This window comes from Pseudomonas sp. PDM15 (assembly GCF_014851565.1).
GTDB lineage: Bacteria > Pseudomonadota > Gammaproteobacteria > Pseudomonadales > Pseudomonadaceae > Aquipseudomonas.
This window is the reverse complement of sequence record NZ_JACVAA010000002.1, coordinates 51,770-77,522: the sequence shown is the minus strand read 5'-3', so window position 1 is coordinate 77,522 and position 25,753 is coordinate 51,770. Positions and strand designations below refer to the sequence as shown.

Genomic DNA, 25,753 nt, shown 5'->3' with positions numbered 1-25,753 from the left:
CATTTACTATTCGTAAACTGCGCTTCCTCAACTGTTTTTGCCTTGTCTCGCTCTAGTTCCGAGATCGTAAATAGGTTCTACGGCCGTCGCTGGACTAGGGCCGGCAAGTCAGGGCTGTTACACTGGCAGCCCGCCAGGAGATCGATGTTATGCCCACTTCCTTCCTCGAAATTGTCGAATTGCCCGACGGCCGCATCATTCTGCGCCGTGCCGAGGATGAGGAAGTGCTGGTGACCCTGGACTTCTCGGCGGATGCCAAGGCTTTCCTGCAGGGACATCATGTCGAGGTGGCCAAGGCCATGCTCAATGTCGGTGTGCAGATGGCCGGCCGACTGGCCGAAGGTGAGATCGAGCAGGACGAGCAGCCGCGCGTGCTGCATTGATTATCGAGCGCCCGCAAGGGGCGCTCGATTCAAAGGCGCTATCCTATTGCGCCTTCCGCAACCCTTAATCCAGACGAATATTCAGACTCTGTGCGCTGCCCAGGCGTGCAGCACTGGTCAGGCTCGCCCGCTGATTGGGCTGCAGGCTGATCCAGCTCACCACGGTGTGGCTACGGCCCAGGCGCAGAGCTTCACGAGCTAGGTCCAGCGCTTCCTGGCCGGTGCTGGGTTGCAGTACCAGCAGGCGATCGAGATTGAGGCCGACGCTGCGCAGCCAGGCCGTGGTGATGGAGGCGGGTGGGGCGATTAGGGTCAGCCAGCGAGCATCCTGATTCAGGCTGAGCTCACGCAACACCGGCCCCAGCAGATGGCGGCAGTTGCCGAGCGAGCCGGACAGGCGCAGCTCGCTGAACGGCTCGGGTTCGTCGAGCCAGGGGTTTTCCACGACATCGTCGAGCAGCGGTGTCAGTGCATTGCCGAGAAAGGCTTCAAACAGCGGAAGTTGCGAACGATTCAGCGACTGCGGGAACTGCATGAAGCTCTCCTAATTCTCAGCGGCGAATCACGCCGACACTCAAACCTTCGATCACCAGGTCCTGCTCTTCCAGGTTCACCTCGATAGGGGCGAACTCCGGGTTTTCGGCGATCAGCAGGACCTTGCTGCCATTGCGCTGGAAGCGCTTGACGGTCACCTCGTCATCGATGCGTGCCACCACGATCTGGCCGTTGCGGGCTTCGCGGGTGGTGTGCACGGCCAGCAGATCGCCGTCGAGGATGCCGATGTCCTTCATGCTCATGCCACGCACGCGCAGCAGATAGTCGGCCTTGGGGTGGAAGAATTCCGGATTGATCTTGCAGGAATCTTCAACGTTCTGCTGGGCCAGGATTGGCGCACCGGCGGCGACCCGCCCGATCACCGGAATGCCTTCTTCTTCCGCCGCAGCCGGTTCGAAGCCGGGGATACGGATGCCACGAGAGGCGCCCGGGGTCATCTCGATCGCACCTTTGCGGGCGAGGGCCTTGAGATGCTCTTCGGCGGCGTTGGGCGACTTGAAGCCCAGTTCCTGAGCGATCTCCGCGCGGGTTGGCGGATAGCCGTTGTCTTCCAGGCAGCGTTTGATGAAGGCGAGAATTTCGGATTGGCGCGGCGTCAGTTTGAGCATGCTGGCGGTCTGTCTGTTTATACAGTTGCTGTGATTATATACAGTGATTCGATGCTGGCAACCCCTGTTTCGTTTCGAGGGTGAAATGGCCATTTCTGCCGTCCAGCGGAGCGGCTCTGGCTTTCCCTTATTTCACCTATGGTTAAATGCGTGACCGAGCAGCCATGAAAGGTCTTGTCAGACTTGACAGGGCGCCAGCCTGAAACGTATGTTTCAAACAAGTGTTTGTCAGGTGGGGATGTCATGGCTCAATCAGAAACTGTTGAGCGCATTTTGGATGCTGCCGAGCAGCTGTTCGCGGAAAAGGGCTTCGCCGAGACTTCTCTGCGCCTGATTACCAGCAAGGCCGGGGTCAACCTGGCGGCGGTCAACTATCACTTCGGCTCCAAGAAGGCGCTGATCCAGGCGGTGTTCTCGCGCTTCCTCGGTCCATTCTGCATCAGTCTCGAGCGTGAGCTGGATCGTCGCCTGGCCAAGCCGGATGCCAAGACCAGTCTCGAAGAGCTGCTGGAGATGCTGGTGGAGCAGGCCCTAGCGGTGAAGCCGCGCAGTGGTAACGACCTGTCCATCTTCATGCGTCTGCTCGGTCTGGCCTTCAGCCAGAGCCAGGGCCACCTGCGCAAGTACCTGGAAGAGGTGTACGGCAAGGTCTTCCGCCGCTACATGCTGCTGCTCAATGAGGCTGCACCCAAGCTGCCGCCGCTGGAGATCTTCTGGCGCGTGCACTTCATGCTCGGCGCGGCGGCGTTCAGCATGTCCGGTATCAAGGCCTTGCGTGCCATCGCCGAGAACGACTTCGGCGTGGATACCTCGATCGAGCAGGTGATGCGCCTGATGGTGCCGTTCCTCGCCGCCGGCATGCGTGCCGAGAGCGGGCTGAACGACGAGGTGCTGGCCACTGCCCAGTTCAAGCCGCGCAGCAAAGCGCAGGTCGCCGCCAAGGCCGTCTGATGCTGTGCCCGAGCGGGGCGATGGGCTAAGCTAGCCGCCCATGCGTCCGCTCGATTTCCTGCATATCTCCATTGCCGACCAGTGCCTGTACGGCTTCGCCGACGGGCAGCTGTGCCTGCGTCTGCCGGTTTCCACCGCGCTCAATGGTGCCGGCGAGCAAAGCGGCTCCAATTGCACGCCGCGTGGGCGCCATCAGGTGCGGGCGAAGATTGGTGATGGTCTGCCGCTTGGCGCGGTATTGCGCGGGCGGCGCTGGACCGGCGAGGTCTGGTCCGAGGCGCTGGATGTGCAGTTCCCCGGTCGCGACTGGATTCTCACCCGCATCCTCTGGCTCAGCGGTTGCGAGCCGGGCATCAATCGCCTGGGCAAGGTCGATACTTTCCGTCGCTACATCTACCTGCATGGCACGCCGGACAATCAGCCCATGGGCGTGCCGCTGTCCCACGGCTGCGTGCGCCTGCGCAACGCCGACCTGCTGGATCTCTTTCCCCGTGTACCGCCGCACTGTGCGGTGCTGATCGACGAGGCGCCGCGCCCCGAATGGGCCACCGCCGAACTCTGTTAAGGACTCTTCGTGACTACACCTCTCTACGGCTCCCTGATGCTGGACATCCAGGGCACCTGGCTGACCGCCGAAGACCGCCGCATCCTGCGCCAGCCGGAAGTCGGTGGCCTGATCCTGTTCGCCCGCAATATCGAAGACCCGCGCCAGGTGCGCGAGCTGTGTGCCTCCATTCGCGCCATGCGCCCGGACCTGCTGCTGGCGGTGGACCAGGAAGGCGGCCGCGTGCAGCGCCTGCGCAACGGCTTCGTGCGCCTGCCAGCCATGCGTGCCCTGGCCGATAACAACGACGCCGAGCAGCTGGCTGAGCACTGCGGTTGGCTGATGGCCACCGAGGTGCTGGCCGTGGGCCTGGATTTGAGCTTTGCCCCGGTGCTGGACCTGGATCACCAGCGCAGCGCCGTGGTCGGTAGCCGCAGCTTCGAAGGCGACGCCGAGCTGGCCACTCGTCTGGCCGGTGCCTTCATCCGCGGCATGGATGCGGCGGGCATGGCTGCCACCGGCAAGCATTTCCCCGGCCACGGCTGGGCCGAGGCCGACTCCCATGTGGCCATCCCGGTGGATGAGCGCAGCCTGGATGAGATTCGCGCCAAGGACCTGATCCCGTTCCAGCGCCTGAGCCAGCAGCTGGCGGCGGTGATGCCTGCTCATGTCATCTACCCGCAGGTGGACTCCGGCCCGGCCGGCTTCTCGCGGCGCTGGCTGCAGGAGATCCTGCGGGGCGAGTTGGGCTTCGATGGGGTGATCTTCAGCGACGACCTGTCCATGGCCGGTGCCCATGTGGTGGGCGATGCCGCCAGCCGTATCGAGGCGGCACTGAACGCCGGCTGCGCCATGGGCCTGGTGTGTAACGACCGCGCCTCCGCCGAGCTGGCCCTCGGGGCCCTGCAGCGCCTCAAGGTGCAGCCGCCCAAGGGCATGGCGCGCATGCGCGGCCGCGGCTTCGCTCGTACCGATTACCGCGAGCAGCCGCGCTGGCTGCAGGCTATCGCCGCCCTGCGCGCGGCGCAGCTGATCGACTGATTAAGGAAACACCGTATGACCACCTACGCCATCATCGGCGGCACCGGCCTCACTCAGCTGGAAGGCCTCACCCTCAAGCAGGCGCAAACCATCGATACGCCCTACGGGGCGCCTTCGGCCCCGGTGCTGAGCGGCGAGTACGCCGGCCACGAGGTGCTGTTCCTCGCACGCCACGGGCACCCGCACCGCATCCCGCCGCACCAGGTGAACTACCGCGCCAACCTGTGGGCGCTGAAGCAGGCTGGCGCAGAGGCGATCCTGGCGGTCAACGCAGTTGGCGGAATCCATGCAGCGATGGGCAGCGGCCACTTGTGCGTGGCGCACCAGATCATCGATTACACCTGGGGCAGGGCGCATACCTTCTTCGAGGGCGAGATCGACCACGTCACCCATATCGATTTCAGCTACCCCTACGACGAGGAACTGCGTGGCCGGCTGATCGCTGCCCTTCAGAAGCTCGGTTACCCACATAGCAGCCACGGCGTGTATGGCGCTACCCAGGGCCCGCGCCTGGAGACGGTGTCGGAGATCGCCCGCATGGAGCGCGATGGCTGCGACATCGTCGGCATGACCGGCATGCCCGAAGCCGCCCTGGCCCGCGAGCTGGAGCTGCCCTACGCCTGCCTGGCGCTGGTGGTGAACCCGGCGGCCGGCAAGTCCAGCGGCATCATCACTATGGCCGAGATCGAGGCGGAGTTGGCCCGCGGTATCGACAAGGTGCGCGCTGTGCTGGGGCATGTATTGAGCGCCTGAGCCTGCCGACCAGAAACAAAAAAGCCCCGCATCGCGGGGCTTTTTCATTTATGCAGCAAGGATCAGGGCTGGGTAACTTTCACCAGTACACCCAGGCTGCCGTTGTCCAGGTAGGTCAGCTCGCCCAGCTTGAGGCGGGTCTTCTGCCGCACGCGCTCGCTGCCGCTGAGCAGGCCGTCGGTGTCGAAGCGGTTGATCCAGAAGTCCGCTTCCAGGTCGATCAGGCGCTGTTGTTCGCTCAAGGACACCACGCCTTCCACCGGGAAGTGGCCGAACTGCTCGTTGCCGGTGCTCAGCGCGGACTTGGTCGGCACGGCTGCCAGGTTCTGCGCCCAGGCCTTGTGCAGCAGCACTTCGTAGCCATTGCCCGGGTTGAGCTTGGCGGCCTCGTCGTTCAGCGCGGTGCCGCGCTCGTTACCGGCGATGGGCGCGGCGCCCACGGCCCAGTCATCCGGCGCCGGCTGGCTGGAGGAGAGGGCTTCGCCGCCCTGGCGGAAGACCAGCACTTCGATCTGGAACAGGCCGTCGGCGAAGGCCTGGGGGGCCAGCAGGCAGAGCAGCAGGGTGAGGTGGCGAAACGCGCGCATTGGGTCAGTCCTTTCAGGCGGATTGCGGGGCGAGGCGCTCCAGCAGCGCCTCCAGGGTATTGAAGCGTTCTTCCGGGCGCTCCATCGGCACCTGGAATTTGAACAGCGTGGCGCCTTCGAACTTGTAGCGGTTCGGGGCGCTCTGGATCAGCTTGATCAGCACCAGCGGGTCGACGCAGGTGTCGGCGGCGAATTCGATGCGGCCGCCCTGAGGGCCGGCGTCGATCTTCTTGATGCCGAGCTTTTCCGCCTGCAGCTTGAGCAGGGTCAGGCGCATCAGGTTCTTGCTCGCCTCCGGCAGCAGGCCGAAGCGGTCGATCATCTCCACCTGCAGCTCCTTTAGGCCTTCTTCGTCGGCGGCCGAAGCGATGCGCTTGTAGAGGATCAGGCGGCTGTGCACATCCGGCAGGTAATCGTCGGGGATCAGCGCCGGCACCCGCAGGTTGATCTCGGCGCCGCCGCCCAGCGGTTGCTCCAGGTTCGGCTGCTCGCCCTTGCGGATGGCCTTGACCGCGCGCTCGAGCATCTCCATGTAGAGCGTGAAGCCGACGGCCTGGATCTGCCCGCTCTGGCCGTCGCCGAGCAGCTCGCCGGCGCCGCGGATTTCCAGATCGTGGGTGGCCAGGACGAAGCCCGCGCCCAGGTCTTGGGCGTTGGCTATGGCTTCCAGGCGCTTCTGCGCATCCTCGGTCATGCCCTTGCGTGGCGGGGTGAGCAGGTAGGCGTAGGCCTGGTGGTGGCTACGGCCGACGCGGCCGCGCAACTGGTGCAGCTGGGCCAGGCCGAACTTGTCGGCGCGCTCGATGAGGATGGTGTTGGCGCTCGGCACGTCGATGCCGGTCTCGATGATGGTCGAGGCCACCAGCACGTTGAAGCGCTTGTGGTAGAAGTCGCTCATCACCCGCTCCAGGTCGCGCTCGTGCATCTGCCCGTGGCCGATGCCGATGCGTGCCTCGGGCACCAGTGCGGCCAGGTCGGCGGCGCACTTCTCGATGGTCTTCACGTCGTTGTGCAGGTAGTACACCTGGCCGCCGCGCAGCAGTTCGCGTAGCAGCGCCTCCTTGATCGTGGGGTTGTTCTGCTCCATGACGAAGGTGCGCACCGACAGGCGGCGTGCCGGCGGGGTGGCGATGATCGACAGGTCGCGCATGCCCGACACCGCCATGTTCAGCGTGCGCGGGATCGGTGTGGCGGTCAGGGTGAGGATGTCGACTTCGCTGCGCAGGGCCTTGAGCTGCTCCTTCTGACGGACGCCGAAGCGGTGCTCCTCGTCGATGATGCACAGACCCAGGTCCTTGAAGCGCACATCGTCCTGCAGCAGCTTGTGGGTGCCGATGACGATATCGATCTTGCCCTCGGCCAGCTTGGCCACGGCCTCGTTGACCTCCTTGGCGCTCTTGAAGCGGCTCATCACCTCGACCGTCACCGGCCAGTCGGCGAAGCGGTCGCGGAAGCTGTTGTAGTGCTGCTGGGCGAGCAGGGTGGTGGGCACCAGCACTGCCACCTGACGGCCGCTGTGCACGGCGATAAAGGCGGCGCGCATGGCCACCTCGGTCTTGCCGAAGCCGACGTCGCCGCACACCAGGCGGTCCATCGGCTTGGCCGCCAGCATGTCCTCGCGCACCGCGTCGATGGCGTTTTGCTGGTCCGGGGTCTCCTCGAAGGGGAAGCCGGCACTGAAGGTGGCGTAGTCGGCGGCCGGGTCCTTGAACGCATAGCCTTCGCGGGCGGCGCGGCGGGCGTAGATGTCGAGCAGCTCGGCGGCTACGTCGCGCACCTGCTCGGCGGCCTTGCGCTTGGCCTTCTGCCAGGTCTCCGAGCCCAGGCGGTGCAGCGGGGCCAGGGCGTCGTCGCTGCCGGTGTAGCGGGCGATCAGGTGCAGGCTGGCCACCGGCACGTAGAGCTTGGCTTCCTCGGCGTACATCAGGGCGAGGAATTCGGCGGCCTGGCCGTCAAACTCCATGGTCACCAGGCCCAGGTAGCGGCCGACGCCATGGTCGATATGCACCACCGGCGCGCCTTCGCGCAGCTCGGTGAGGTTCTTGATCACGTTGTCGCCACCGTCGCGTGATTTCTCGCGGCGGCGGCGCTGCATCACCCGCTGGCCGAACAGCGGACTCTCGGCGACCAGGGCGATCTTGTCGAGCAGCAGGCCCTCGTCCAGCGGGGCGATGCAAATGGCCAGGCGCTCGCTGCTGTCGGTAAATTCCTTCCAGCCGGCCACTTCCACCGGTTTCAGCTTGAGGCGCGCCAGTAGCTCCAGCAGCACTTCGCGGCGACCGGCAGACTCGGCGCTAAACAGCACACGGCCCGGGTATTCCTCGATAAAGCGACGCAGTGCGGCCAACGGCTCGCTGGCCTTGGCCTGGATCGCCAGGTCGGGTAGGGCGCGGGCGTCGAAACGCTCGCGGCCGACGCCGACGTCCACGTCCTCCTGGCTGACTACCACGCGCGGCCAGTTCTTCAGGCGGGCGAAGCAGTCCTCCACCGGCAGGAAGATGTCGGCCGGCGGCAGCAGCGGGCGTTCGGGGTCGACGCGGCGATCCTCGTAGCGGTTGCGTGCGTCGGTCCAGAACTGCTCGGCGGCCTGCTCGATGCCCGGCAGAGAGAACACCTGGGTGTCGCCCGGCAGGTAGTCGAACAGAGTCCCGGTCTCCTCGAAGAACAGCGGCAGGTAGTACTCGATGCCGGCCGGGGTGATGCCGGAGGCGAGGTCCTGGTAGATCGGGCAGCGGCGGAAGTCGACGTCGAAACGTTCACGGAAGCGCCCGCGGAAGTCGGTGACGGCTTTCTTCTCCAGCGGAAACTCGCGGGCCGGCAGCAGGCGGATCGACTCCACCTTGTCCACCGAGCGCTGGGTCTCCGGGTCGAAGGTGCGCAGGGTCTCGATCTCGTCGTCGAACAGGTCAATGCGGTAGGGCGTATCGCTGCCCATGGGGAACAGGTCGATCAGCGCGCCGCGCACGGCGAACTCGCCATGCTCGTAGACGGTATCCACGCAGCGGTAGCCGGCGGCTTCCAGGCGGGCGCGCATTTCTTCCACATCGAGCTTCTGGCCGACGTCCAGCAGCAGGCCGGAGCCGAGCAGGAAGCGGGTCGGCGCCAGGCGGTGCAGGGCGGTGGCGATCGGCACCACCAACACGCCGTGCTTGATCTCCGGCAGGCGATAGAGGGTGGCGATGCGCTGGGAAATGATGTCCTGGTGCGGCGAGAACACGTCGTAGGGCAGGGTTTCCCAGTCCGGGAAGTGCAGCACCGGCAGGTCCGGGGCGAAGAACGCCAGCTCTTCCTGCAGGCGCTCGGCGCTCTGGCTGTCGGCAGTCAGCAGCAGGGTGAAGCGTTTGGCGGCGCTGGCTGCCTCGGCGACAGCCAGGCTCAGCGCGGCCCCGGGCAGGTTGCCCCAGTGCTGTTTGCCGGCGGCGCCCGGCAGTTTCGGCAAGTGCAGTACGGACACGGGTGTCACGGCCCCAGGCGAAAAGAAGGGGGCGATTGTAACGAGCGGAGGTATCTACTGTCAGTTACGACGGGCGCACATTGCTCAGTGCAGTGGGCGCCGTCATAATGTAGCCCCTTTTTTCAGCCCCTACATGTGGAAGGTAATTGCCCGTGACCCAGAAGCCCGACCAGTGTCTCGGTGAGTGGATTGATCGTGAAGCCCTCGCAGAAGCGATGATTCCTATGATCGGTCAGCTCTACCGCAACAACAGCGTGGTGACCTCGATCTACGGCCGTGGTCTGATCAACCGTTCGGTGATCGACATCCTCAAAGCCCATCGCTTCGCCCGTCACCGCCTGGCTGACGAAGGCAGCGAGCTGTCGGTTCACGATACCTTCCCGATCCTCAAGGCTATGAGCGACCTCAAGCTCGGCGCCGCCTCCGTGGACCTGGGCAAGATGGCCAGCAAGTTCAAGACCGAAGGCAACGGCCGTGCCGTCGAGCAGTTCGTCAAGGACGAGCTGGCTGACGTGGTTGGCAAGCAGAACGGCGCTGCCCGCGAAGGCACCGACGTGGTTCTGTACGGTTTCGGCCGCATCGGCCGCCTGCTGGCGCGCATCCTGATCGAGAAAACCGGTGGCGGCGACGGCCTGCGCCTGCGCGCCATTGTCGTGCGCAAGGGTTCCAGCAATGATCTGGTCAAGCGCGCCAGCCTGCTGCGCCGTGACTCGGTGCACGGCAAGTTCGATGGCACCATCACCATCGACGAGGAAAACAACACCCTGACCGCCAACGGCAACCTGATCCAGGTGATCTACGCCAAGTCGCCGACCGAAGTCGACTACACCCAGTACGGCATCAAGAATGCCCTGCTGGTCGACAACACCGGCGTATGGCGCGATGCCGATGGCCTGGGCCAGCACCTGGCCTGCCCGGGTGTCGACCGCGTCGTCCTGACCGCACCGGGCAAGGGCGCGCTGAAGAACATCGTGCACGGCATCAACCACAGCGAAATCACCGCTGACGACAAGATCATCTCGGCTGCTTCCTGCACCACCAACGCCATCGTGCCGGTGCTGAAAGCCGTCAACGATCAATACGGCATCGTCAACGGTCACGTCGAAACCGTTCACTCGTACACCAACGACCAGAACCTGATCGACAATTTCCACAAGGGCGATCGCCGTGGCCGCAGCGCCCCGCTGAACATGGTGATCACCGAGACCGGTGCCGCCACTGCAGCCGCCAAGGCCCTGCCGGTCCTGAAAGGCAAGCTGACCGGCAACGCCATTCGCGTACCGACGCCGAACGTCTCCATGGCCATCCTCAACCTGAACCTGGAGAAGGCCACTACTCGCGAAGAGATCAACGAGTACCTGCGCCAGATGGCCATGCACTCGGACCTGCAGAAGCAGATCGACTTCGTCCAGTCCCAGGAAGTGGTGTCCACCGACTTCGTCGGCTCGCGCCACGCCGGTGTGGTCGACGCCGAAGCCACCATCTGCAACGACAACCGCGTCGTGCTGTACGTGTGGTACGACAACGAGTTCGGCTATAGCTGCCAGGTGGTGCGCGTGATGGAAGAGATGGCTGGGGTCAACCCGCCGGCCTTCCCGCGCTAAGCGCCGGGTAATACGCAAAACGGGAGCTTCGGCTCCCGTTTTCGTTTTCTGCGCCTAGGCTTGCGCCTGATTGCAACGGAATTCCCTTGTGGCCAGATTCTCTGTGCTGTTCCTGATCCTGTTGCTGAACGGCTGTGGCGATGCGCTGCAGGAGTTCGGCGGGCCGACCATGGGCAGCCATTACTCGCTGAAATATGTGCAGGCCGAAGGCGCGCCGCCGCGCGAGCGTTTGCAGGCCGAGGTGGAGGGCATGCTGGTCGAGATCGACCGACAGATGTCGACCTGGCGCGCGGACTCAGACCTGTCGCGTTTCAACCAGCTGCCGGCGGGCGCATGCATGGCCATGCCCGAGCCGGTGCTGCAGCTGGTGCGCTTCGGTGCCCAGCTATCCGCCGGCAGTGAGGGCGCCTTCGATTTCACCGTGCAACCGCTGATGGACCTCTGGGGGTTCGGCGCGCAATCGCGCGGTCGTCGCGTGCCGGCCGCGGAGGAGATTGCCGCGGTGCTGCCCGCGATCGGCCAGCGCCACCTGCGCATCGACGGCGAGCGGCTGTGCAAGGATGTGTTCCTGCGCGTCGATCTCGACGCCATCGCCGCCGGCGCGGCGGTGGACCGCATCGCCGCACGCCTGAACGAATTGGGTGTGCGCAGCTTCCTGCTGGAGATCACCGGCGAGCTGAAGGCGGTCGGGCGCAAGCCGGACGGTTCGCCCTGGACGGTGGCCATCGAGGCGCCGCTCGACGAGGGGCGCGAAGAGCAGCTGCGCCTGGCTCTGGATGGTCTTGGCGCATCCACCTCCGGTGACTACCGCAATTACTTCGAGGCCGGCGGCCAGCGCTATTCGCATACCTTCGACCCGCGCACGGGGCGGCCGGTCAGCCACGACCTGGCCTCGGTCAGCGTGGTGGATGCCTCGGTGCTGCGTGCCGATGGCCTGTCGACCGCTCTGATGGTGCTGGGTCCCGAGGCGGGCATGGCCTACGCCGAACGCGAGGGTGTCGCCGCGCTGTTTATCCGGCGCGACGGGGAGCGCTTCGTCACCCGGGCGAGCACGGCTTTCGTGCGCCGCTTCGGCGAGCCGCAGGCGCCTGACGCGGGCATGTAGTGGAGAGAAAGCTCGCCTACGCCGCGACCAAGCGCTAATGTGCCGGGCAAAATTGCACGGCTAAGCTGTGTAAAGAGTTTCGAGAGCCGCGGCCATGGGGGCGCGGTCGATCCGGGCCTTGCCGATCTGTATCGAGCGGCCCGGTGCGCGATGAGGAGTAAGCATGGCGGTCTACAACTACGACGTGGTGGTGCTGGGTTCCGGTCCGGCGGGCGAGGGCGCGGCAATGAACGCGGCCAAGGCCGGGCGCAAGGTGGCGGTGGTCGACAACCGTCCGCTGGTGGGCGGCAACTGCACCCACCTCGGCACCATCCCGTCCAAGGCGCTGCGCCACTCGGTGCGGCAGATCATGCAGTACAACACCAACCCGCTGTTCCGCCAGATCGGCGAACCACGCTGGTTCTCCTTCCCCGACGTGCTGAAGAGCGCCGAGCGGGTGATCTCCAAGCAGGTCGCCTCGCGCACCAGCTACTACGCGCGCAACCGCATCGACGTGTTCTTCGGCACCGCCAGCTTCGCCGACGAGCAGACCGTGGAAGTGGTGTGCAACAGCGGCGTGGTCGAGAAGCTGGTGGCCAAGCAAGTGGTCATCGCCACCGGCTCGCGCCCCTATCGCCCGGCGGACGTGGACTTCCACCACCCGCGCATCTACGACAGCGACACCATCCTCAGCCTGACCCACACCCCGCGACGCATCATCATCTACGGCGCCGGCGTGATCGGCTCCGAGTACGCCTCGATCTTCAGCGGCCTGGGTGTGCTGGTCGACCTGATCGACAACCGCGACCAGTTGCTGAGCTTCCTCGACGACGAGATTTCCGACGCGCTCAGCTACCACCTGCGTACCAACAACGTGCTGATTCGCCACAACGAAGAGTACGAGCGCATCGAGGGTCTGGAAAACGGCGTGATCCTGCACCTCAAGTCGGGCAAGAAGATCAAGGCCGACTGCCTGCTGTGGTGCAACGGCCGTACCGGCAACACTGACCGGCTGGGCCTGGAGAACATCGGCATCAAGGTCAACAGTCGCGGCCAGATCGAGGTCGACCAGCAGTACCGCACGCAGATCAGCAACATCTTCGCCGCCGGTGACGTGATCGGCTGGCCTAGCCTGGCCAGCGCCGCCTACGACCAGGGGCGTTCGGCCGCCGGCAGCGCGGTGGAGAACGACAGCTGGCGCTTCGTCGACGACGTGCCGACCGGCATCTACACCATTCCGGAGATCAGCTCGATCGGCAAGAACGAGAAGGAACTGACTCAGGCCAAGATTCCCTACGAGGTCGGCAAGGCCTTCTTCAAGGGCATGGCGCGGGCACAGATCTCCCACGAGCCGGTGGGCATGCTGAAGATTCTGTTCCACCGCGAGACCCTGGAAATCCTTGGCGTGCACTGCTTCGGCTACCAGGCCTCGGAGATCGTGCATATCGGTCAGGCGATCATGAACCAGAAGGGCGAGGCGAACAGCATCAAGTACTTCGTCAACACCACCTTCAACTATCCGACCATGGCCGAGGCCTATCGGGTGGCGGCGTTCGACGGTCTCAACCGGCTTTTCTGAGCGGCTCCGACCGGTGGCCTGAGCCGGTCGGGGATCCCCTCAGCGACTCCCGCACCTGGCGCTGGCCGAATCGGGAGAGTTTCTGACCAGGCGCGCTGCTGCAAAAAAAACCGGCCCTCGGGCCGGTTTCTTTTTGTCCTTGAGAAGTGCGCTCAGCGCTTGAGCGTATCGACCGCCAGCCCCGGGAAGTCGGTGATGATGCTGTCCGCGCCGAAGTCGGCCAGGCGGCGCATCAGGGCCGGCTCGTTGACCGTCCAGACCGACACATGCAGGCCGGCCTTCTGCGCTTTGAGCAGGCGTTCCGGGGTGCACAGGGTCCAGTTCAGCGCGAGCATCGAGCACTCGTGGTGGGCGGCGACCTTGAGCGGGTCGAGCCAGTTGTACTCGGCGACCAGGCCGCGCGACAGTTCCGGAGTCAGGCGGCGCAGGGCGCGCAGCACTTCGCGCGAGCTGCTGGTGACGGTGACCTTGTCCTTGATGCCGAAGCGTTCGGCCAAGGCCTGGATGGCCAGCACGGTACGCGCGGCACGCACCCGCGAGGCGCTTTTGACTTCCAGCTGCCAGTGCTCGAAGGGGCACTGCTCGAACAGGGTTTCCAGCTTGGGAATGGGGCAGAGCGTCTTCCAGCCCGGGCCGCCCAGGCGTGCATCCAGATTCGTTAGCTCCTCGGCATCATGCTCCACCACTTTGCCGCGGCGGCCGGTGGTGCGCTTGAGGGTCGGGTCGTGGATCACCATCAGCTCGCCATCGCGTGACAGATGCAGATCCAGCTCGCAGCGGGTGACGCCATGTGCAAGGCATTGCTGGAAGCTGGCGAGAGTGTTTTCCGGTGCTTCGCCCTTGGCGCCGCGGTGGCCGTAGATAAGGGTCACTGTTGTTCCTTGATGGGATGGCGGGGCTGGTGGTGAAGCACACTGTTCACCACGTGGTCATACTCGAAATAGACGCTGAAGGTGCGGTAGTCCCAGCGGGTGATCGGTGGCTGGCCCACCGGCGGATGTTCCTCGTCGGCCAGGCCGAAGCGCGCCAGCACCGAGCTTCTGGATTCGCCCAGCTTGGGCAGGCCGGCGACCGCGTCGCCCTGTTGGCCGACGGGAATCTCGATGGTTTCCGCCAGTGTCGGCAACGGCAACAGCAGGGCGAGCATCAGTGGCAGGGCGCGCATCAGTCCTGCCCCCGCGCCTGGCGGCGCTCCAGTGCCTGCTTCTGCAGGATGTGGCGCGCCAGCAGCTGTCGCTGGGCGTCTGTCAGTGCCTCGAACTCGGTGCCGATCTCGAACTGGCCATCGTCTCGATTGTGGCAGTGCACGACCTTGGCGCGCAGCAGCAGGCCGAGGGCCTGGGGCATCAGCACCATCTTGATCGCCAGATGGCTGCCAGCCGGTATCACCTGGCCGTGATTGAAGCTGATGCCGCCCTCGGAGATGGACACCCGCCGCGGCGCACCGATGTCGCGCAGCAGGCTCTGCGCCACGGCCTGGCCGAGCAGGTCGATGCGCTTGTTCATCACCTTGAGGTAATTGGCCAGGGTGCGGTCGCGCTCGCTGATATGCCGCAGCAGGTGCTGCGACTCGAAGTCCATCAGGTGCAGTTCGCTGAGCAAATTGAACAGCGGAGAATTATCGTGCAGCGGGTCACTGGCGTGAGCTTCGGCCCTGGAGAGCAGGCTGAAATCCAGTGCGATCGTATCCTCGATACGGTAGTATTCGCGGCGATCATCGGCGTCTTGAATCGACATGGCGAACCCATGGCAGCAGTGGTGGTCTGAGTGTAAAGCCGCGCGCCAAGCCCCGCCACAAGGACGTTTCTCTCTTTCCGCCAGCGAACCCTTCACTCATGTTCAGACCCCTGCCGTTCTTTATCGGCGTGCGTTATACGCAGGCCCGGCGCCGCAGCCTGTTTGTCTCCTTCATCTCCCTCACCTCCATCATCGGCCTGGCCCTTGGCGTGCTGGTGATGATCGTCGTGCTGTCGGTCATGAACGGTTTCGACCGCGAGATGCGCGACCGCGTTCTGGGCATGGTGCCCCACGCCACCCTCGACAGCCCCACGCCGATCAAGGACTGGCGCACCATCGGCGAAGGCCTGCTGCGTCACCCGCAGGTGGCCGCCATTGCTCCCTTCACTCAGATGCAGGGCCTGCTGACCCACAACGGCCAGGTGCAGAAGGTGCTGGTCAACGCCATCGACCCGGTCGAGGAAGGCAAGGTGTCGATCATTGGCGACTACTTCCTCAAGGATCAGGGCGCGCTCGATTCGCTCAAGGCCGGCGGCTTCGGCATCGTCATCGGCGACCTGGCGGCGAAGAAGCTCGGTCTGAAGATCGGCGACAAGGTCACCTTCGTCGCGCCCGAGGTGGCCGTGACGCCCGCCGGCATGTTCCCGCGCATGAAGCGCTTTACCGTGGTCGGCATCTTCCATGTCGGCGCCGGCGAGATCGACGGCCATGTGGTGATGACCCACGTACAGGACGCCGGCCGCCTGCTGCGCCTCAAGCCGGGCGAGGTGCAGGGCATCCGCCTGAAATTGCATGACCTGTTCCAGGCGCCCCAGGTGGCCTGGGAACTGGCCACCCTGTTGCGCGAGCAGGACTTCTACGCCCGCGACTGGACCCGCACCCACGGCAACCTGTACCAGGCCATCCGTATGGAGAAGACCATGATCGGCCTGCTGCTGCTGCTGATCGTCGCAGTGGCCGCCTTCAACATCATCTCCACCCTGGTGATGGTGGTGACCGACAAGAAGTCCGACATCGCCATCCTGCGTACCCTCGGCGCCACGCCGCGGCAGATCATGCTGACCTTCATGGTCCAGGGCTCGGTGATTGGCATCGTCGGTACCCTGGTCGGCGGCGTGCTCGGCGTGCTCGCCGCGCTCAACGTCAGCGGGGCGATCAAGGGCCTGGAAAATCTGCTCGGCATCCAGTTCCTCAATGCCGAGGTGTACTTCATCGATTACCTGCCCTCGCAGGTGCAGGGCTCGGATGTGGCGCTGGTCTGCGGTGCCGCCCTGGTCCTGAGTTTCCTTGCCACCCTTTACCCGGCCTGGCGTGCGGCGCGCACCCAGCCAGCGGAGGCTTTGCGTTATGAGTGACAAGTCCGTCCTGAGTTGCCGCAACCTGGGCAAGAGCTACGAGGAAGGCCCGCAGACGGTCGAGGTGCTGGCCAATGTCGAGCTGGAGTTGCTGCCCGGCGAGCGCGTGGCCATCGTCGGTTCCTCCGGCTCGGGCAAGAGCACGCTGCTGAACATGCTCGGCGGCCTGGATACGCCGAGCAAGGGCAGCGTCTGGCTGGCCGGCGAGGAACTCTCTGCGCTCAACGAAAAAGCCCGCGGCCTGCTGCGCAACCGCGCGCTGGGCTTCGTCTACCAATTCCACCACCTGCTGCCGGAATTCACCGCGCTGGAAAACGTGTGCATGCCGCTGCTGATCGGCAAGACCCCGATACCGGAAGCACGCCAGCGTGCCACCGCGCTGCTGGAGCGGGTCGGCCTCGGGCATCGCCTGTCACACAAGCCGGCCGAGCTGTCCGGTGGCGAACGCCAGCGCGTGGCCATTGCCCGCGCCCTGGTCAACAACCCGGCGCTGGTACTGCTCGACGAGCCGACCGGCAACCTCGACCAGCACACCGCCCAGGGTATCCAGGACCTGATGCGCGAGCTCAGCTCCTCGTCGCAGACCGCCTTCCTGGTGGTGACCCATGACCCGCAACTGGCAGGGCAGATGGATCGCGTGCTGCGCCTGGAAGACGGCAAGCTGGTGGCTGCCTGATATGTTCCGGCCACTCGCGATCTTCGTCGGCGCCCGTTACACCCGGGCCAAGCGGCGCAATCATTACATCTCCTTCATCTCGCTGACCTCGATGATCGGCCTGGCGCTTGGCGTGCTGGCGATGATCGTGGTGTTGTCGGTGATGAACGGCTTCCAGAAGGAAATGAGCTCGCGCATCCTCGGCATGGTGCCGCACGCCACCCTGTCCGCGGAGCAGCCGCTGGATGACTGGCAGGCGGTGGCCGCCGCTGCCATGAAGCACAAGCAGGTGACCGGCGCTGCGCCCTTCGCCGAACTGGAAGGCATGTTCTCCTACAAGGGCACCATGCAGCCGATCCAGATCAATGGCATCGATCCGGCCGAGGAGCAAAAGGTCTCGATCATTGGCCGGCATATGGTCCAGGGCCGCCTGGAAGACCTCAAGCCGGGCGAGTTCGGTGTAGTGCTCGGCGAGATCAGCGCGCGGCGCTTCCGTCTCAATGTCGGCGACAAGCTGACCCTGATCGTCCCGGAGCTGAGCAACGCCGCCGGCGGCATCACGCCCCGCATGCTGCGCCTGTCCGTGGTCGGCGTGTTCAAGGTCGGTGCCGAGCTGGATGGCAGCCTGGCGCTGATCAATATCGCCGACGCCTCCAGCATCCAGCGTATGAGCGAAGGGCAGGTGCAAAGCGTGCGCATCGCCCTCAGGGACCTGTACCAGGCGCCGCAGGTGTCTTCCTCCATCGCCAAGGAGCTGGGCGCCGGCTTCAAGTCGATCGACTGGACCCGTACCCAGGGCAGCCTGTTCAGCGCCATGCAGATGGAGAAGACCATGATCGGCCTGCTCCTGCTGCTGATCATCGCGGTGGCCGCCTTCAACATCATCGCCACGCTGATCATGGTGGTCGCCGACAAGCGTGCCGACATCGCCATCCTGCGTACCCTGGGTGCCACGCCGGGGCAGATCATGGCCACCTTCATGGTCCAGGGCACGGTGATCGGCAGCATCGGCACCCTGATCGGTGGCGTGCTGGGCGTGATCGTCGCGCTCAATGTCAGCAGCTGGGTGGCCTGGCTGGAGCAGGTGAGCGGCGCGCACATCTTCAGCTCGGACGTGTACTTCATCAGCAGCCTGCCGTCCGACCTGCGCGGCCTGGACGTGTTGCTGATCTGCGGCGCGGCGCTGAGCATGAGCTTCCTCGCCACGCTGTACCCGTCCTGGCGTGCCTCACGCACCCAGCCGGCCGAAGCGCTGCGCTACGAGTGAAGAAAAAAACGCCGCGATCATCGCGGCGTTTTTCATTCAGTTGGCAGCTTGGCGACGGCGCTCAGCGCGCTTGCGCCAGCTGTGCGCCACCCACCAACGCCAGTACAGCATGGTCACCCCGTAGCCCAGCGAGCCCAGCAGTGCGCCGGTGACCACCGAGCCGAGCAGGAAGGGTTTCCAGACGATGGCCAGCTCGCCGCTGATCCATTCCCAGGTCAGCTCGTCCGGCAGTTCCATCGGCGGAATGCCGAGCAGCCAGCTGCCCATCTTGTAGGTGCAGTAGAAGATCGGCGGCATGGTGAAGGGGTTGGTCAGCCAGACCAGGCCCACCGAGATCGGCAGGTTGGCGCGGATCGGAATCGCCAGGCAGGCGGCGATCAGCATCTGCGCAGGCGCCGGGATGAACGCGGCGAACAGGCCGGCAGCCATGGCACGCGCCACCGAATGGCGGTTCAGGTGCCAGAGGTTGGGGTCGTGCAGCAAGGCGCCGAGGAAGCGCAGTGACTTGTGTTCCCGGATCGTCTCCGGATTGGGCATGTAGCGTTTGAACAGACGACGAGGCATGGGCAGTCTCGGGAAAAACGAGCGGCTATTATGCACCGATGGTCGCAGGCAGGCTTGGCCGCATTGTGACAACCGATAACCCAGGATGGGAAACGATGCGCACAGGGATGCTCGCGCTGGGCGCAGGCCTGGCCTGCCTGCCGTTACTGCCGGAGCTGCCGCCGACCTGGCTGTTGCTGGCGCTGCTGCCTATCGCGCTGATGCTGTTGCCCTGGCGCAGCTATCCCGTCTCCTTCTTTCTGTTCGGTTTCGTCTGGGCCTGCTATAGCGCTCAGGTGGCGCTGGATGATCGCCTGCTCCCCGAACTGGATGGTCGCACCCTGTGGCTGGAAGGGCGGGTAAGTGGTCTGCCGGAGGTTGGTGAGGGTGTGGTGCGCTTTCAGCTGGAAGGCGCGACGGCTCGTGAGCATCAATTGCCGCAGCGGCTGCGCCTGTCCTGGTATGACCGCCCGCCGCTGCTAGCCGGCGAGCGCTGGCGCCTGGCGGTCAAGCTCAAGCGCCCGCGTGGCCTGGTCAATCCGCAGGGCTTCGATTACGAGGCTTGGCTGCTGGCTCAGCGCATCGGCGCTACCGGCACCATCAAGCAGGGTGAGCGGCTGAGCGAGGCGTCGGGACCTTCGGCCTGGCGCGACCAGCTGCGTCAGCGCCTTCTCAGCGTCGAGGCGCACGGCCGTGCCGGCGGGTTGGCGGCGCTGGTGCTCGGTGATGACTCCGGGCTAAGTCGAGCCGATTGGCGCACGCTGCAGGACACCGGTACCGTGCACCTGCTGGTGATCTCCGGCCAGCACGTGGCGCTGCTCGCCGCCGTGCTCTATGGCCTGGTCGCTGGACTGGCTCGGCTCGGTCTGTGGCCGCGCCTGCTGCCATGGTTGCCCTGGGCCTGCGGCCTGGCCTTCGCCGGGGCGCTGGGTTATGGCCTGCTGGCCGGTTTCGAGGTGCCGGTACGGCGCGCCTGTGTGATGGTGGCGCTGGTGTTGCTCTGGCGTCTGCGCTTCCGGCATCTAGGGCTGTGGTGGCCGTTGGCGCTGGCGTTCATTCTGGTGCTGCTGGTCGAACCTCTGGCCAGCCTGCAGGCAGGCTTCTGGTTGTCGTTCGGCGCGGTGGCGGTTCTGGTCTGGGTATTCGGCGGGCGGCTCGGCGCGTGGCCCTGGTGGCGGGTCTGGTGGCGCGCGCAGTGGACGCTGGCGCTGGGCATGCTGCCGCTGTTCTTCGCCCTCGGTCTGCCGTTGAGCCTGAGCGGCCCGCTGGCCAACCTGATCGCGGTGCCCTGGGTCAGTCTGCTGGTGGTGCCGTTGGCGCTGCTCGGCACCCTGCTGTTGCCGGTGCCCTGGTTGGGTGAGGGGCTGCTGTGGCTGGCCGGCGGTCTGCTGGAAATCCTGTTCCAGTCGCTGGCCTGGATTGCGTCGTTGCTACCGGCCTGGGTGCCCACCGCGCTGCCGCTCTGGTGCTGGCTGATCGGCAGTCTGGGCGTGCTGTTGTGCCTCGCACCGGCCGGCGTGCCGCTGCGGGCGTTGGGCTTGGCGATGCTGCTGGCGTTCGTTGCACCGCCGCGTGAACGAATTCCGCCGGGGCAGGCGGAGGTCTGGCAGTTGGATGTCGGTCAGGGTCTGGCCGTGCTGGTGCGCACCCGCGAGCATGCACTGCTGTACGACGCCGGGCCGCGTTTCGGCGATTTCGACCTGGGTGAGCGAGTCGTGCTGCCGTCGCTGCGCCAGCTGGGTGTGTCTCGAGTCGATCTGATGCTGCTCAGCCACGCCGACAGCGATCATGCCGGAGGCGCCGAGGCGCTGGCGCGTGGTCTGCCGATCGACCGCGTACTGAGTGGCGAGGCGGCTGTATTGCCGGCGCACTTGGCGGCGCAGCCTTGCATCGATGGGGCGAGCTGGAGCTGGGATGGCGTGCGTTTCACCACCTGGCGCTGGGCTGGGGCGGGAGAGGGCAACCCGGCGTCCTGTCTGCTCAAGGTCGAGGCAGCAGGCGAGCGGCTGCTGCTGAGCGGCGATATAGATGAGGCGACGGAGACGGCGCTGCTGGCGGTCGGTCGCGATCTGCGCGCCGAGTGGCTGCAGGTACCGCACCATGGCAGCCGCAGCTCGTCGTCGGCGGCGTTTCTCGATGCGGTGGCGCCGCGGGCTGCGTTGCTGTCGCGAGGCTGGCACAACCCCTTCGGTCATCCGCATCCGGGTGTGCTGGCGCGTTATCGTGAGCGCGACATCACTCTCTATGACAGCGCCGAGCGTGGCGCCGTGCGCCTGCTGCTGGGCTCGGACGAAGGCGTTTCCAGCTGGCGCGAGCGTCCGCGTTTCTGGCGGGAAAAATGAGAACCGGGGTGGTCTGCGCCGACTCGACCCTATGCTAGAGTGGCGCCACTTTTCCGAGTGGGGATGCACTGCCGTGTGGGAGCTGGTCAAATCTGGTGGCTGGATGATGCTGCCGATCATTCTGAGTTCTATCGTTGCCGCCGGCATCACTGCCGAACGTCTCTGGACCCTGCGCGCCAGCCGTATCGCTCCGCCCCATCTGCTGGGCCAGGTGTGGCTGTGGATCAAGGAAAAGAAGCTCACCAACGACAAGCTCAAGGAGCTGCGCGCCAACTCGCCGCTGGGGCAGATTCTCGCCGCCGGCCTGGCCAACTCCAAGCATGGTCGCGAGATCATGAAGGAGTGCATCGAGGAGGCTGCCGGTCGCGTCATCCATGATCTGGAGCGCTACCTTAATACCCTCGGCACCATCGCCGGTGTCGCGCCGCTGCTCGGCCTGCTCGGCACCGTGCTGGGCATGATCGACATCTTCAGCGCCTTCACCGGTTCCAACATGGCCAATGCCTCGGTACTCGCCGGTGGTATCGCCAAAGCCCTGATCACCACTGCGGCCGGCCTGTTCGTGGCCATTCCGGCGCTGTTCTTCCACCGCTTCCTGGTGCGCCGCGTCGACGAACTGGTGGTCGGTATGGAGCAGGAGGCGATCAAGCTGGTGGAAGTGGTGCAGGGCGACCGTGACGTCGACCTGGGCAACGGCAGCGCCCCCGCGCCGAAGGAAGCCCGCAAAGAGGGCAAGAAGGCGTGAAGTTCCGGCGCAAACAGCGGGAGAACAATGTCGAGATCAACCTGGCGTCGTTGATCGACGTGGTGTTCATCCTGCTGCTGTTCTTCGTGGTCACCACCACCTTCACCCGTGAGACCCAGCTCAAGGTCGACTTGCCCGAAGCCGCCAGCGGCACGCCGCCGGAAGACACCGCGCTGAAGCAGATGGAAGTGCTGATCAGTGCCGAGGGCAGCTACTCGCTGAATGGCCAGGCGCTGCTCAAGAGCGATCTGGACGGCCTGATGGCGGCGCTGGGCAAGGAGTCCGGCGGTGACAACAGCCTGCCGCTGTCCATCAGTGCCGACGCCAAGACCCCGCACCAGGCGGTGATCACCGCCATGGACGCCGCCGGCAAGATGGGCTTCTCCCACCTGCGCATCACCACGGTCGAGGCCGAGGCCAAGCCTTGAGCCTGGCCGACCGGCTGACCGCCGCCTGGTACCACGGCCATCCGGCCCTGATCCTGCTGCGCCCGCTGGAGTGGTTGTACCGGCGGGTGGTGCAGGGCAAGCGCCGCGCCTTCCTGGCCGGCGAGGGCGACATCTATCGCGCACCCGTGCCGGTGCTGGTAGTCGGCAACGTCACCGTTGGCGGTACCGGCAAGACCCCCATGATTCTCTGGCTGATCGAGCATTGCCGCGCCCGTGGTTTGCGCGTCGGCGTGGTCAGCCGTGGCTATGGTGCCACGCCGCCGCAGTTGCCCTGGCGAGTGCGGGCCGACGATCCGGCCAGTCACGCCGGCGACGAGCCGCTGCTGATCGTGCAGCGCAGTGGCGTGCCGCTGGTGATCGACCCGCAGCGCGCTCGCGCCGTGCAGGCCCTGCTGGAACAGGAAGAGCTGGATCTGATCCTCAGTGACGACGGCCTGCAGCATTACCGCCTGGCCCGCGATATCGAACTGGTGCTGATCGATGCCGCGCGTGGCCTCGGCAATCGCCGCTGCTTGCCGGCCGGTCCCCTGCGCGAGCCGGCGGAGCGCCTGGCCGAAGTCGATGCCGTGTTGCGCAATGGCGCCGGCTCGGACGCCGAGGAGGGCTACGCCCTGCAGCTGCGGCCGACCGCCTTGGTCAACCTGCTCAGCGGCGAGAGGGTCGGACTTGAGCATTTCGCGCCCGGCCAGCAGGTCCATGCGGTAGCCGGCATCGGCAATCCGCAGCGTTTCTTCAATACCCTCGAAGCGCTAAACTGGCGGCCGATCGCGCATCCCTTCGCCGACCACGCCAGCTACAGCCCCGAGGCCCTGCAATTCAGCCCGCCGCTGCCGCTGCTGATGACCGAGAAGGATGCGGTGAAATGCCGGGCCTTCGCCGCTGCCGACTGGTGGTACTTGGCGGTGGATGCGGCGCCGTCGGCGGCTTTCGTCGCCTGGTTCGATGCGCGCCTGGATCGCCTGCCGTCCGCCCGGCCCTGAGTTTTCGCGTTTTCCCACCTCTCCGAGGATTCCCTGATGGATACCAAACTGCTCGACATCCTGGCCTGTCCGGTATGCAAGGGCCCGCTGCAGCTCTCCGAAGACAAGACCGAGCTGATCAGCAAGGGCGCCGGCCTGGCCTATCCGATTCGCGACGGCATCCCGGTGATGCTGGAGAGTGAAGCGCGCACCCTGACCACAGACGAGCGCCTGGACAAGTAGATGACTGCCTTCACCGTTGTAATCCCCGCCCGCTATGCCTCCAGCCGTCTGCCCGGCAAGCCGCTGCAGGACATCGCCGGCAAGCCCATGGTCCAGCACGTCTGGGAGCAGGCCAAGAAGAGCAGTGCCACCCGTGTGGTGGTGGCTACCGACGATGCGCGCATTCTCGAGGCCTGCCAGGGGTTCGGCGCCGAAGTGCTGATGACCCGCGTCGACCACAACTCCGGCACCGACCGCCTGGCCGAAGTGGCCGCTCAGCTGGGCCTGGCCAACGACGCCATCGTGGTCAACGTGCAGGGCGACGAGCCGCTGATTCCGCCGAGCATCATCGACCAGGTGGCCGCCAACCTGGCCGCCAATCCTCAGGCCGGCATCGCCACCCTGGCCGAGCCGATCGAGGACGTCACCGCGCTGTTCAATCCCAATGTGGTCAAGGTGGTGACGGACAAGACCGGTCTGGCCCTGACCTTCAGTCGCGCGCCGCTGGCCTGGGCCCGCGATGCCTTCGCCAAGAGCCGCGACGTGCTGCCGGAGGGCGTGCCCTATCGCCGCCATATCGGCATCTACGCCTACCGCGCCGGTTTCCTGCATGACTTCGTGTCCTGGGGCCCGTGCTGGCTGGAAGACACCGAGTGCCTGGAGCAGCTGCGCGCGCTCTGGCATGGCGTGCGCATCCACGTGGCCGATGCCCTGGAAGCGCCGGCCGCCGGCGTCGATACCCCGGAAGACCTGGAGCGGGTTCGTCGCCTGCTGGGTGCCTGATGCGCGTTCTGTTCGTCTGCATGGGCAATATCTGCCGCTCGCCGACGGCCGAGGGCGTGTTCCGCCATCGCCTGCTGCAGGCCGGCCTGCATGAGCGGGTGACGGTGGACTCCGCCGGCACCGGCGACTGGCACGTGGGCAAGGCCCCGGATGGCCGCTCCAGCCAGGCGGCCTTGGGCCGCGGTTACGACCTGTCGAGCCTGCGTGCGCGCCAGGTGCAGCGCGAGGACTTCCAGCGTTTCGACCTGATCCTGGCCATGGATCACGACAACCTGGCTCGCCTGCAGGCCTTGCGGCCTAGCGCTGGCGGCGCCGAGCTGGACCTGCTGCTGCGCCGCTATCAGCTGGCGCTGGACGAGGTGCCCGATCCCTATTACGGCGGCGCCGACGGCTTCGAGCAGGTCCTCGACCTGATCGAGCAGGCCAGCGATGCGCTGCTCGCCGAGATCAGGGGGCGCCTGTGAGCCTGCGCTTGCAAGAGGCGGTTTCCCTCAAGCCCTTCAATACCTTCGGTGTCGATGTGCGGGGCCGGCTGTTCGCCGAGGCGCACAGCGACGCCGAAGTGCGCGAGGCCTTGGCCCTGGCCGAGCAGCGTGGCCTGCCGCTGCTGCCGGTTGGTGGTGGCAGCAACCTGCTGCTGACCGGCGATATCGATGCCCTGGTGCTGCGTATGGCCAGTCGCGGCCTGCGCATTGTTGAAGACGATGGCGTGCGAGTGCTGGTCGAGGCTGAGGCCGGCGAGCCCTGGCATCCCTTCGTGCTATGGAGCCTGGAGCAGGGCCTGGCTGGGCTGGAGAATCTCAGCCTGATCCCCGGCACCGTCGGCGCTGCACCGATGCAGAACATCGGCGCCTACGGCGTGGAGATCAAGGATGTGTTCGCCGGGCTGACGGCGCTGGACCGCCACAGTGGCGAGCTGCGTGAGTTCGCGCTGGAGGAGTGCTCCTTTGCCTACCGTGACAGCCTGTTCAAGCAGCAGCCGGGGCGCTGGCTGATCCTGCGCGTGCGTTTCGCCCTGAGTCGCCAGGCACGGTTGCACTTGGACTACGGCCCGGTGCGCCAGCGCCTGCAGGCCGAAGGCATCGAGGCGCCGACGCCCAGCGATGTCAGTCGCGCCATCTGTGCCATCCGCAGCGAGAAGCTGCCGGACCCTGCGCAGCTGGGCAATGCCGGCAGCTTCTTCAAGAATCCGCTGGTGCCGGTTGCGCTGGCCGAGCGCATTCGCGCCGAGCATGCCGACCTGGTCAGTTATCCGGCGAGAGAGGGGCTGGCCAAGTTGGCGGCTGGCTGGCTGATCGAGCGGGCGGGGTGGAAGGGCTTTCGCGAAGGCGATGCCGGCGTGCATCGTCTGCAAGCGCTGGTGCTGGTCAACTATGGTGCTGCGAGCGGCGCCCAGTTGCTGGAACTGGCCAAGCGTATTCAGCGGGATATCCTGCAGCGCTTCGGTGTGGCGCTGGAGATAGAACCCAACGTGCTCTGAGCGCAGTGCTGGCAGCTGGCGGTTGATAGCCGGCCGAAACGAAAAAGGGGATGCCGAAGCATCCCCTTTTTCG

27 protein-coding genes are annotated in these 25,753 nt (G+C 65.7%); 19 read left to right on the top strand and 8 right to left on the bottom strand.

The genetic code is table 11. The features are described from left to right. The first annotated feature begins 149 nt into the window (after positions 1-149). Positions 150-383 (top strand): hypothetical protein, encoded by a 234-nt coding sequence (locus IB232_RS04395; protein WP_137971787.1) that lies wholly within the window; start codon positions 150-152, stop codon positions 381-383. A 64-nt stretch (positions 384-447) separates the two neighbouring features. Here IB232_RS04395 and sulA read toward each other — a convergent pair whose 3' ends face one another. After that, a complete protein-coding gene (gene sulA, locus IB232_RS04390) occupies positions 448-918 on the bottom strand; it encodes an SOS-induced cell division inhibitor SulA (protein ID WP_192397341.1) in 471 nt (156 codons plus the stop codon). Between the two features lie 16 nt (positions 919-934). After that, complete coding sequence (gene lexA / locus IB232_RS04385) at positions 935-1,546, bottom strand: transcriptional repressor LexA (RefSeq protein WP_192397340.1); 612 nt, start codon at positions 1,544-1,546, stop codon at positions 935-937. Between the two features lie 243 nt (positions 1,547-1,789). Between lexA and IB232_RS04380 the strand changes: the two genes are divergently transcribed. From IB232_RS04380 to IB232_RS04365, 4 genes are read left to right on the top strand one after another with little or no spacing between them, the layout of a single operon-like run. Then, entirely contained in the window at positions 1,790-2,497 is a 708-nt protein-coding gene (locus IB232_RS04380) for a TetR/AcrR family transcriptional regulator (RefSeq protein WP_192397339.1), read from the top strand. A gap of 40 nt (positions 2,498-2,537) precedes the next feature. Then, positions 2,538-3,062 carry a L,D-transpeptidase gene (locus tag IB232_RS04375; protein ID WP_192397338.1) on the top strand — a complete coding sequence of 175 codons (525 nt, stop codon included), beginning with the start codon at positions 2,538-2,540 and terminating at the stop codon, positions 3,060-3,062. 36 nt (positions 3,063-3,098) lie between these two features. Then, positions 3,099-4,082 carry a beta-N-acetylhexosaminidase gene (gene nagZ, locus IB232_RS04370; protein ID WP_192397967.1) on the top strand — a complete coding sequence of 328 codons (984 nt, stop codon included), beginning with the start codon at positions 3,099-3,101 and terminating at the stop codon, positions 4,080-4,082. Positions 4,083-4,097: 15 nt separating this feature from the next. Next, positions 4,098-4,835 (top strand): S-methyl-5'-thioinosine phosphorylase, encoded by a 738-nt coding sequence (locus IB232_RS04365; RefSeq protein ID WP_192397337.1) that lies wholly within the window; start codon positions 4,098-4,100, stop codon positions 4,833-4,835. A gap of 62 nt (positions 4,836-4,897) precedes the next feature. Here IB232_RS04365 and IB232_RS04360 read toward each other — a convergent pair whose 3' ends face one another. Together IB232_RS04360 and mfd are read right to left on the bottom strand one after the other, a co-directional pair. Beyond that, a complete protein-coding gene (locus IB232_RS04360; RefSeq protein WP_192397336.1) occupies positions 4,898-5,422 on the bottom strand; it encodes a CsiV family protein in 525 nt (174 codons plus the stop codon). A gap of 13 nt (positions 5,423-5,435) precedes the next feature. After that, positions 5,436-8,876, bottom strand: a complete 3,441-nt coding sequence (gene mfd / locus IB232_RS04355) for a transcription-repair coupling factor (protein WP_192397335.1) — start codon at positions 8,874-8,876, stop codon at positions 5,436-5,438. A 152-nt stretch (positions 8,877-9,028) separates the two neighbouring features. Between mfd and IB232_RS04350 the strand changes: the two genes are divergently transcribed. The 3 genes from IB232_RS04350 to sthA all read left to right on the top strand — a co-directional run bounded on the left by IB232_RS04350 (position 9,029) and on the right by sthA (position 13,143). Then, positions 9,029-10,480 carry a glyceraldehyde-3-phosphate dehydrogenase gene (locus IB232_RS04350; RefSeq protein WP_192397334.1) on the top strand — a complete coding sequence of 484 codons (1,452 nt, stop codon included), beginning with the start codon at positions 9,029-9,031 and terminating at the stop codon, positions 10,478-10,480. A gap of 88 nt (positions 10,481-10,568) precedes the next feature. Beyond that, positions 10,569-11,585, top strand: a complete 1,017-nt coding sequence (locus tag IB232_RS04345; RefSeq protein ID WP_318652232.1) for an FAD:protein FMN transferase — start codon at positions 10,569-10,571, stop codon at positions 11,583-11,585. Between the two features lie 163 nt (positions 11,586-11,748). Continuing rightward, on the top strand, positions 11,749-13,143 hold the full coding sequence (gene sthA, locus IB232_RS04340; RefSeq protein WP_192397333.1) for a Si-specific NAD(P)(+) transhydrogenase: 1,395 nt from the start codon (positions 11,749-11,751) through the stop codon (positions 13,141-13,143). 152 nt (positions 13,144-13,295) lie between these two features. On the opposite strand, the gene IB232_RS04335 is transcribed toward sthA, so the two are convergent. Genes IB232_RS04335 through IB232_RS04325 form a run of 3 tightly spaced genes read right to left on the bottom strand, consistent with a single transcriptional unit; the run spans position 13,296 to position 14,880 of the window. Beyond that, a complete protein-coding gene (locus IB232_RS04335) occupies positions 13,296-14,015 on the bottom strand; it encodes a glycerophosphodiester phosphodiesterase (RefSeq protein WP_192397332.1) in 720 nt (239 codons plus the stop codon). Then, the gene (locus tag IB232_RS04330) at positions 14,012-14,308 is read right to left on the bottom strand and encodes a phosphodiesterase (RefSeq protein ID WP_192397331.1); all 297 of its coding nucleotides are present in this window, start codon (positions 14,306-14,308) and stop codon (positions 14,012-14,014) included. Before IB232_RS04330 ends, IB232_RS04335 begins: the two co-directional genes overlap by 4 nt. After that, complete coding sequence (locus IB232_RS04325) at positions 14,308-14,880, bottom strand: PilZ domain-containing protein (RefSeq protein ID WP_192397330.1); 573 nt, start codon at positions 14,878-14,880, stop codon at positions 14,308-14,310. The genes IB232_RS04330 and IB232_RS04325 overlap by 1 nt, the downstream gene beginning before the upstream one ends. A gap of 98 nt (positions 14,881-14,978) precedes the next feature. Here IB232_RS04325 and IB232_RS04320 point away from each other — a divergent pair, with 98 nt between their 5' ends. The 3 genes from IB232_RS04320 to IB232_RS04310 are packed head-to-tail and all read left to right on the top strand — an operon-like array spanning position 14,979 to position 18,157. After that, a complete protein-coding gene (locus tag IB232_RS04320) occupies positions 14,979-16,235 on the top strand; it encodes a lipoprotein-releasing ABC transporter permease subunit (RefSeq protein WP_192397329.1) in 1,257 nt (418 codons plus the stop codon). Further along, entirely contained in the window at positions 16,228-16,911 is a 684-nt protein-coding gene (gene lolD / locus IB232_RS04315) for a lipoprotein-releasing ABC transporter ATP-binding protein LolD (RefSeq protein ID WP_137971801.1), read from the top strand. The genes IB232_RS04320 and lolD overlap by 8 nt, the downstream gene beginning before the upstream one ends. Position 16,912: 1 nt before the next feature. Further along, positions 16,913-18,157, top strand: coding sequence for a lipoprotein-releasing ABC transporter permease subunit (locus IB232_RS04310; protein WP_192397328.1), 1,245 nt, complete (start codon positions 16,913-16,915; stop codon positions 18,155-18,157). Positions 18,158-18,193: 36 nt separating this feature from the next. Here the strand turns inward: IB232_RS04310 and IB232_RS04305 are convergent, their stop codons facing one another. Further along, on the bottom strand, positions 18,194-18,721 hold the full coding sequence (locus tag IB232_RS04305; RefSeq protein WP_192397327.1) for a DUF2062 domain-containing protein: 528 nt from the start codon (positions 18,719-18,721) through the stop codon (positions 18,194-18,196). 95 nt (positions 18,722-18,816) lie between these two features. Here IB232_RS04305 and IB232_RS04300 point away from each other — a divergent pair, with 95 nt between their 5' ends. From IB232_RS04300 to murB, 8 genes are all read left to right on the top strand, one after another. Next, on the top strand, positions 18,817-21,042 hold the full coding sequence (locus IB232_RS04300) for a DNA internalization-related competence protein ComEC/Rec2 (protein WP_192397326.1): 2,226 nt from the start codon (positions 18,817-18,819) through the stop codon (positions 21,040-21,042). Positions 21,043-21,115: 73 nt separating this feature from the next. Continuing rightward, the gene (locus IB232_RS04295) at positions 21,116-21,787 is read left to right on the top strand and encodes a MotA/TolQ/ExbB proton channel family protein (RefSeq protein WP_192397325.1); all 672 of its coding nucleotides are present in this window, start codon (positions 21,116-21,118) and stop codon (positions 21,785-21,787) included. Continuing rightward, positions 21,784-22,215, top strand: a complete 432-nt coding sequence (locus IB232_RS04290; protein ID WP_137971805.1) for an ExbD/TolR family protein — start codon at positions 21,784-21,786, stop codon at positions 22,213-22,215. Before IB232_RS04295 ends, IB232_RS04290 begins: the two co-directional genes overlap by 4 nt. After that, the gene (gene lpxK / locus IB232_RS04285; protein WP_192397324.1) at positions 22,212-23,216 is read left to right on the top strand and encodes a tetraacyldisaccharide 4'-kinase; all 1,005 of its coding nucleotides are present in this window, start codon (positions 22,212-22,214) and stop codon (positions 23,214-23,216) included. The genes IB232_RS04290 and lpxK overlap by 4 nt, the downstream gene beginning before the upstream one ends. Before the next feature lie 36 nt (positions 23,217-23,252). Beyond that, positions 23,253-23,438 (top strand): Trm112 family protein, encoded by a 186-nt coding sequence (locus IB232_RS04280; protein ID WP_192397323.1) that lies wholly within the window; start codon positions 23,253-23,255, stop codon positions 23,436-23,438. Beyond that, positions 23,439-24,200: a 3-deoxy-manno-octulosonate cytidylyltransferase gene (gene kdsB, locus IB232_RS04275; protein ID WP_192397322.1), complete on the top strand. Its 762-nt coding sequence runs from the start codon at positions 23,439-23,441 to the stop codon at positions 24,198-24,200. It abuts the gene before it with no gap. After that, positions 24,200-24,664, top strand: coding sequence for a low molecular weight protein-tyrosine-phosphatase (locus IB232_RS04270; RefSeq protein WP_192397321.1), 465 nt, complete (start codon positions 24,200-24,202; stop codon positions 24,662-24,664). The genes kdsB and IB232_RS04270 overlap by 1 nt, the downstream gene beginning before the upstream one ends. Continuing rightward, positions 24,661-25,680 (top strand): UDP-N-acetylmuramate dehydrogenase, encoded by a 1,020-nt coding sequence (gene murB / locus IB232_RS04265; RefSeq protein WP_192397320.1) that lies wholly within the window; start codon positions 24,661-24,663, stop codon positions 25,678-25,680. Before IB232_RS04270 ends, murB begins: the two co-directional genes overlap by 4 nt. The last annotated feature ends 73 nt before the right edge of the window (positions 25,681-25,753 follow it).

What these genes read in the sequence shown, in the direction of transcription:
- kdsB (WP_192397322.1), top strand. Translation starts at nt 23,439, where the DNA reads ATGACTGCCTTCACCGTTGTAATCCCCGCCCGCTATGCCTCCAGCCGT.
- IB232_RS04305 (WP_192397327.1), bottom strand. Translation starts at nt 18,721, where the DNA reads ATGCCTCGTCGTCTGTTCAAACGCTACATGCCCAATCCGGAGACGATC.
- IB232_RS04380 (WP_192397339.1), top strand. Translation starts at nt 1,790, where the DNA reads ATGGCTCAATCAGAAACTGTTGAGCGCATTTTGGATGCTGCCGAGCAG.
- IB232_RS04395 (WP_137971787.1), top strand. Translation starts at nt 150, where the DNA reads ATGCCCACTTCCTTCCTCGAAATTGTCGAATTGCCCGACGGCCGCATC.
- lolD (WP_137971801.1), top strand. Translation starts at nt 16,228, where the DNA reads ATGAGTGACAAGTCCGTCCTGAGTTGCCGCAACCTGGGCAAGAGCTAC.
- IB232_RS04280 (WP_192397323.1), top strand. Translation starts at nt 23,253, where the DNA reads ATGGATACCAAACTGCTCGACATCCTGGCCTGTCCGGTATGCAAGGGC.
- IB232_RS04300 (WP_192397326.1), top strand. Translation starts at nt 18,817, where the DNA reads ATGCGCACAGGGATGCTCGCGCTGGGCGCAGGCCTGGCCTGCCTGCCG.
- IB232_RS04365 (WP_192397337.1), top strand. Translation starts at nt 4,098, where the DNA reads ATGACCACCTACGCCATCATCGGCGGCACCGGCCTCACTCAGCTGGAA.
- nagZ (WP_192397967.1), top strand. Translation starts at nt 3,099, where the DNA reads ATGCTGGACATCCAGGGCACCTGGCTGACCGCCGAAGACCGCCGCATC.
- IB232_RS04325 (WP_192397330.1), bottom strand. Translation starts at nt 14,880, where the DNA reads ATGTCGATTCAAGACGCCGATGATCGCCGCGAATACTACCGTATCGAG.
- IB232_RS04320 (WP_192397329.1), top strand. Translation starts at nt 14,979, where the DNA reads ATGTTCAGACCCCTGCCGTTCTTTATCGGCGTGCGTTATACGCAGGCC.
- sulA (WP_192397341.1), bottom strand. Translation starts at nt 918, where the DNA reads ATGCAGTTCCCGCAGTCGCTGAATCGTTCGCAACTTCCGCTGTTTGAA.
- IB232_RS04375 (WP_192397338.1), top strand. Translation starts at nt 2,538, where the DNA reads ATGCGTCCGCTCGATTTCCTGCATATCTCCATTGCCGACCAGTGCCTG.
- IB232_RS04310 (WP_192397328.1), top strand. Translation starts at nt 16,913, where the DNA reads ATGTTCCGGCCACTCGCGATCTTCGTCGGCGCCCGTTACACCCGGGCC.
- IB232_RS04270 (WP_192397321.1), top strand. Translation starts at nt 24,200, where the DNA reads ATGCGCGTTCTGTTCGTCTGCATGGGCAATATCTGCCGCTCGCCGACG.
- IB232_RS04360 (WP_192397336.1), bottom strand. Translation starts at nt 5,422, where the DNA reads ATGCGCGCGTTTCGCCACCTCACCCTGCTGCTCTGCCTGCTGGCCCCC.
- IB232_RS04330 (WP_192397331.1), bottom strand. Translation starts at nt 14,308, where the DNA reads ATGCGCGCCCTGCCACTGATGCTCGCCCTGCTGTTGCCGTTGCCGACA.
- lexA (WP_192397340.1), bottom strand. Translation starts at nt 1,546, where the DNA reads ATGCTCAAACTGACGCCGCGCCAATCCGAAATTCTCGCCTTCATCAAA.
- sthA (WP_192397333.1), top strand. Translation starts at nt 11,749, where the DNA reads ATGGCGGTCTACAACTACGACGTGGTGGTGCTGGGTTCCGGTCCGGCG.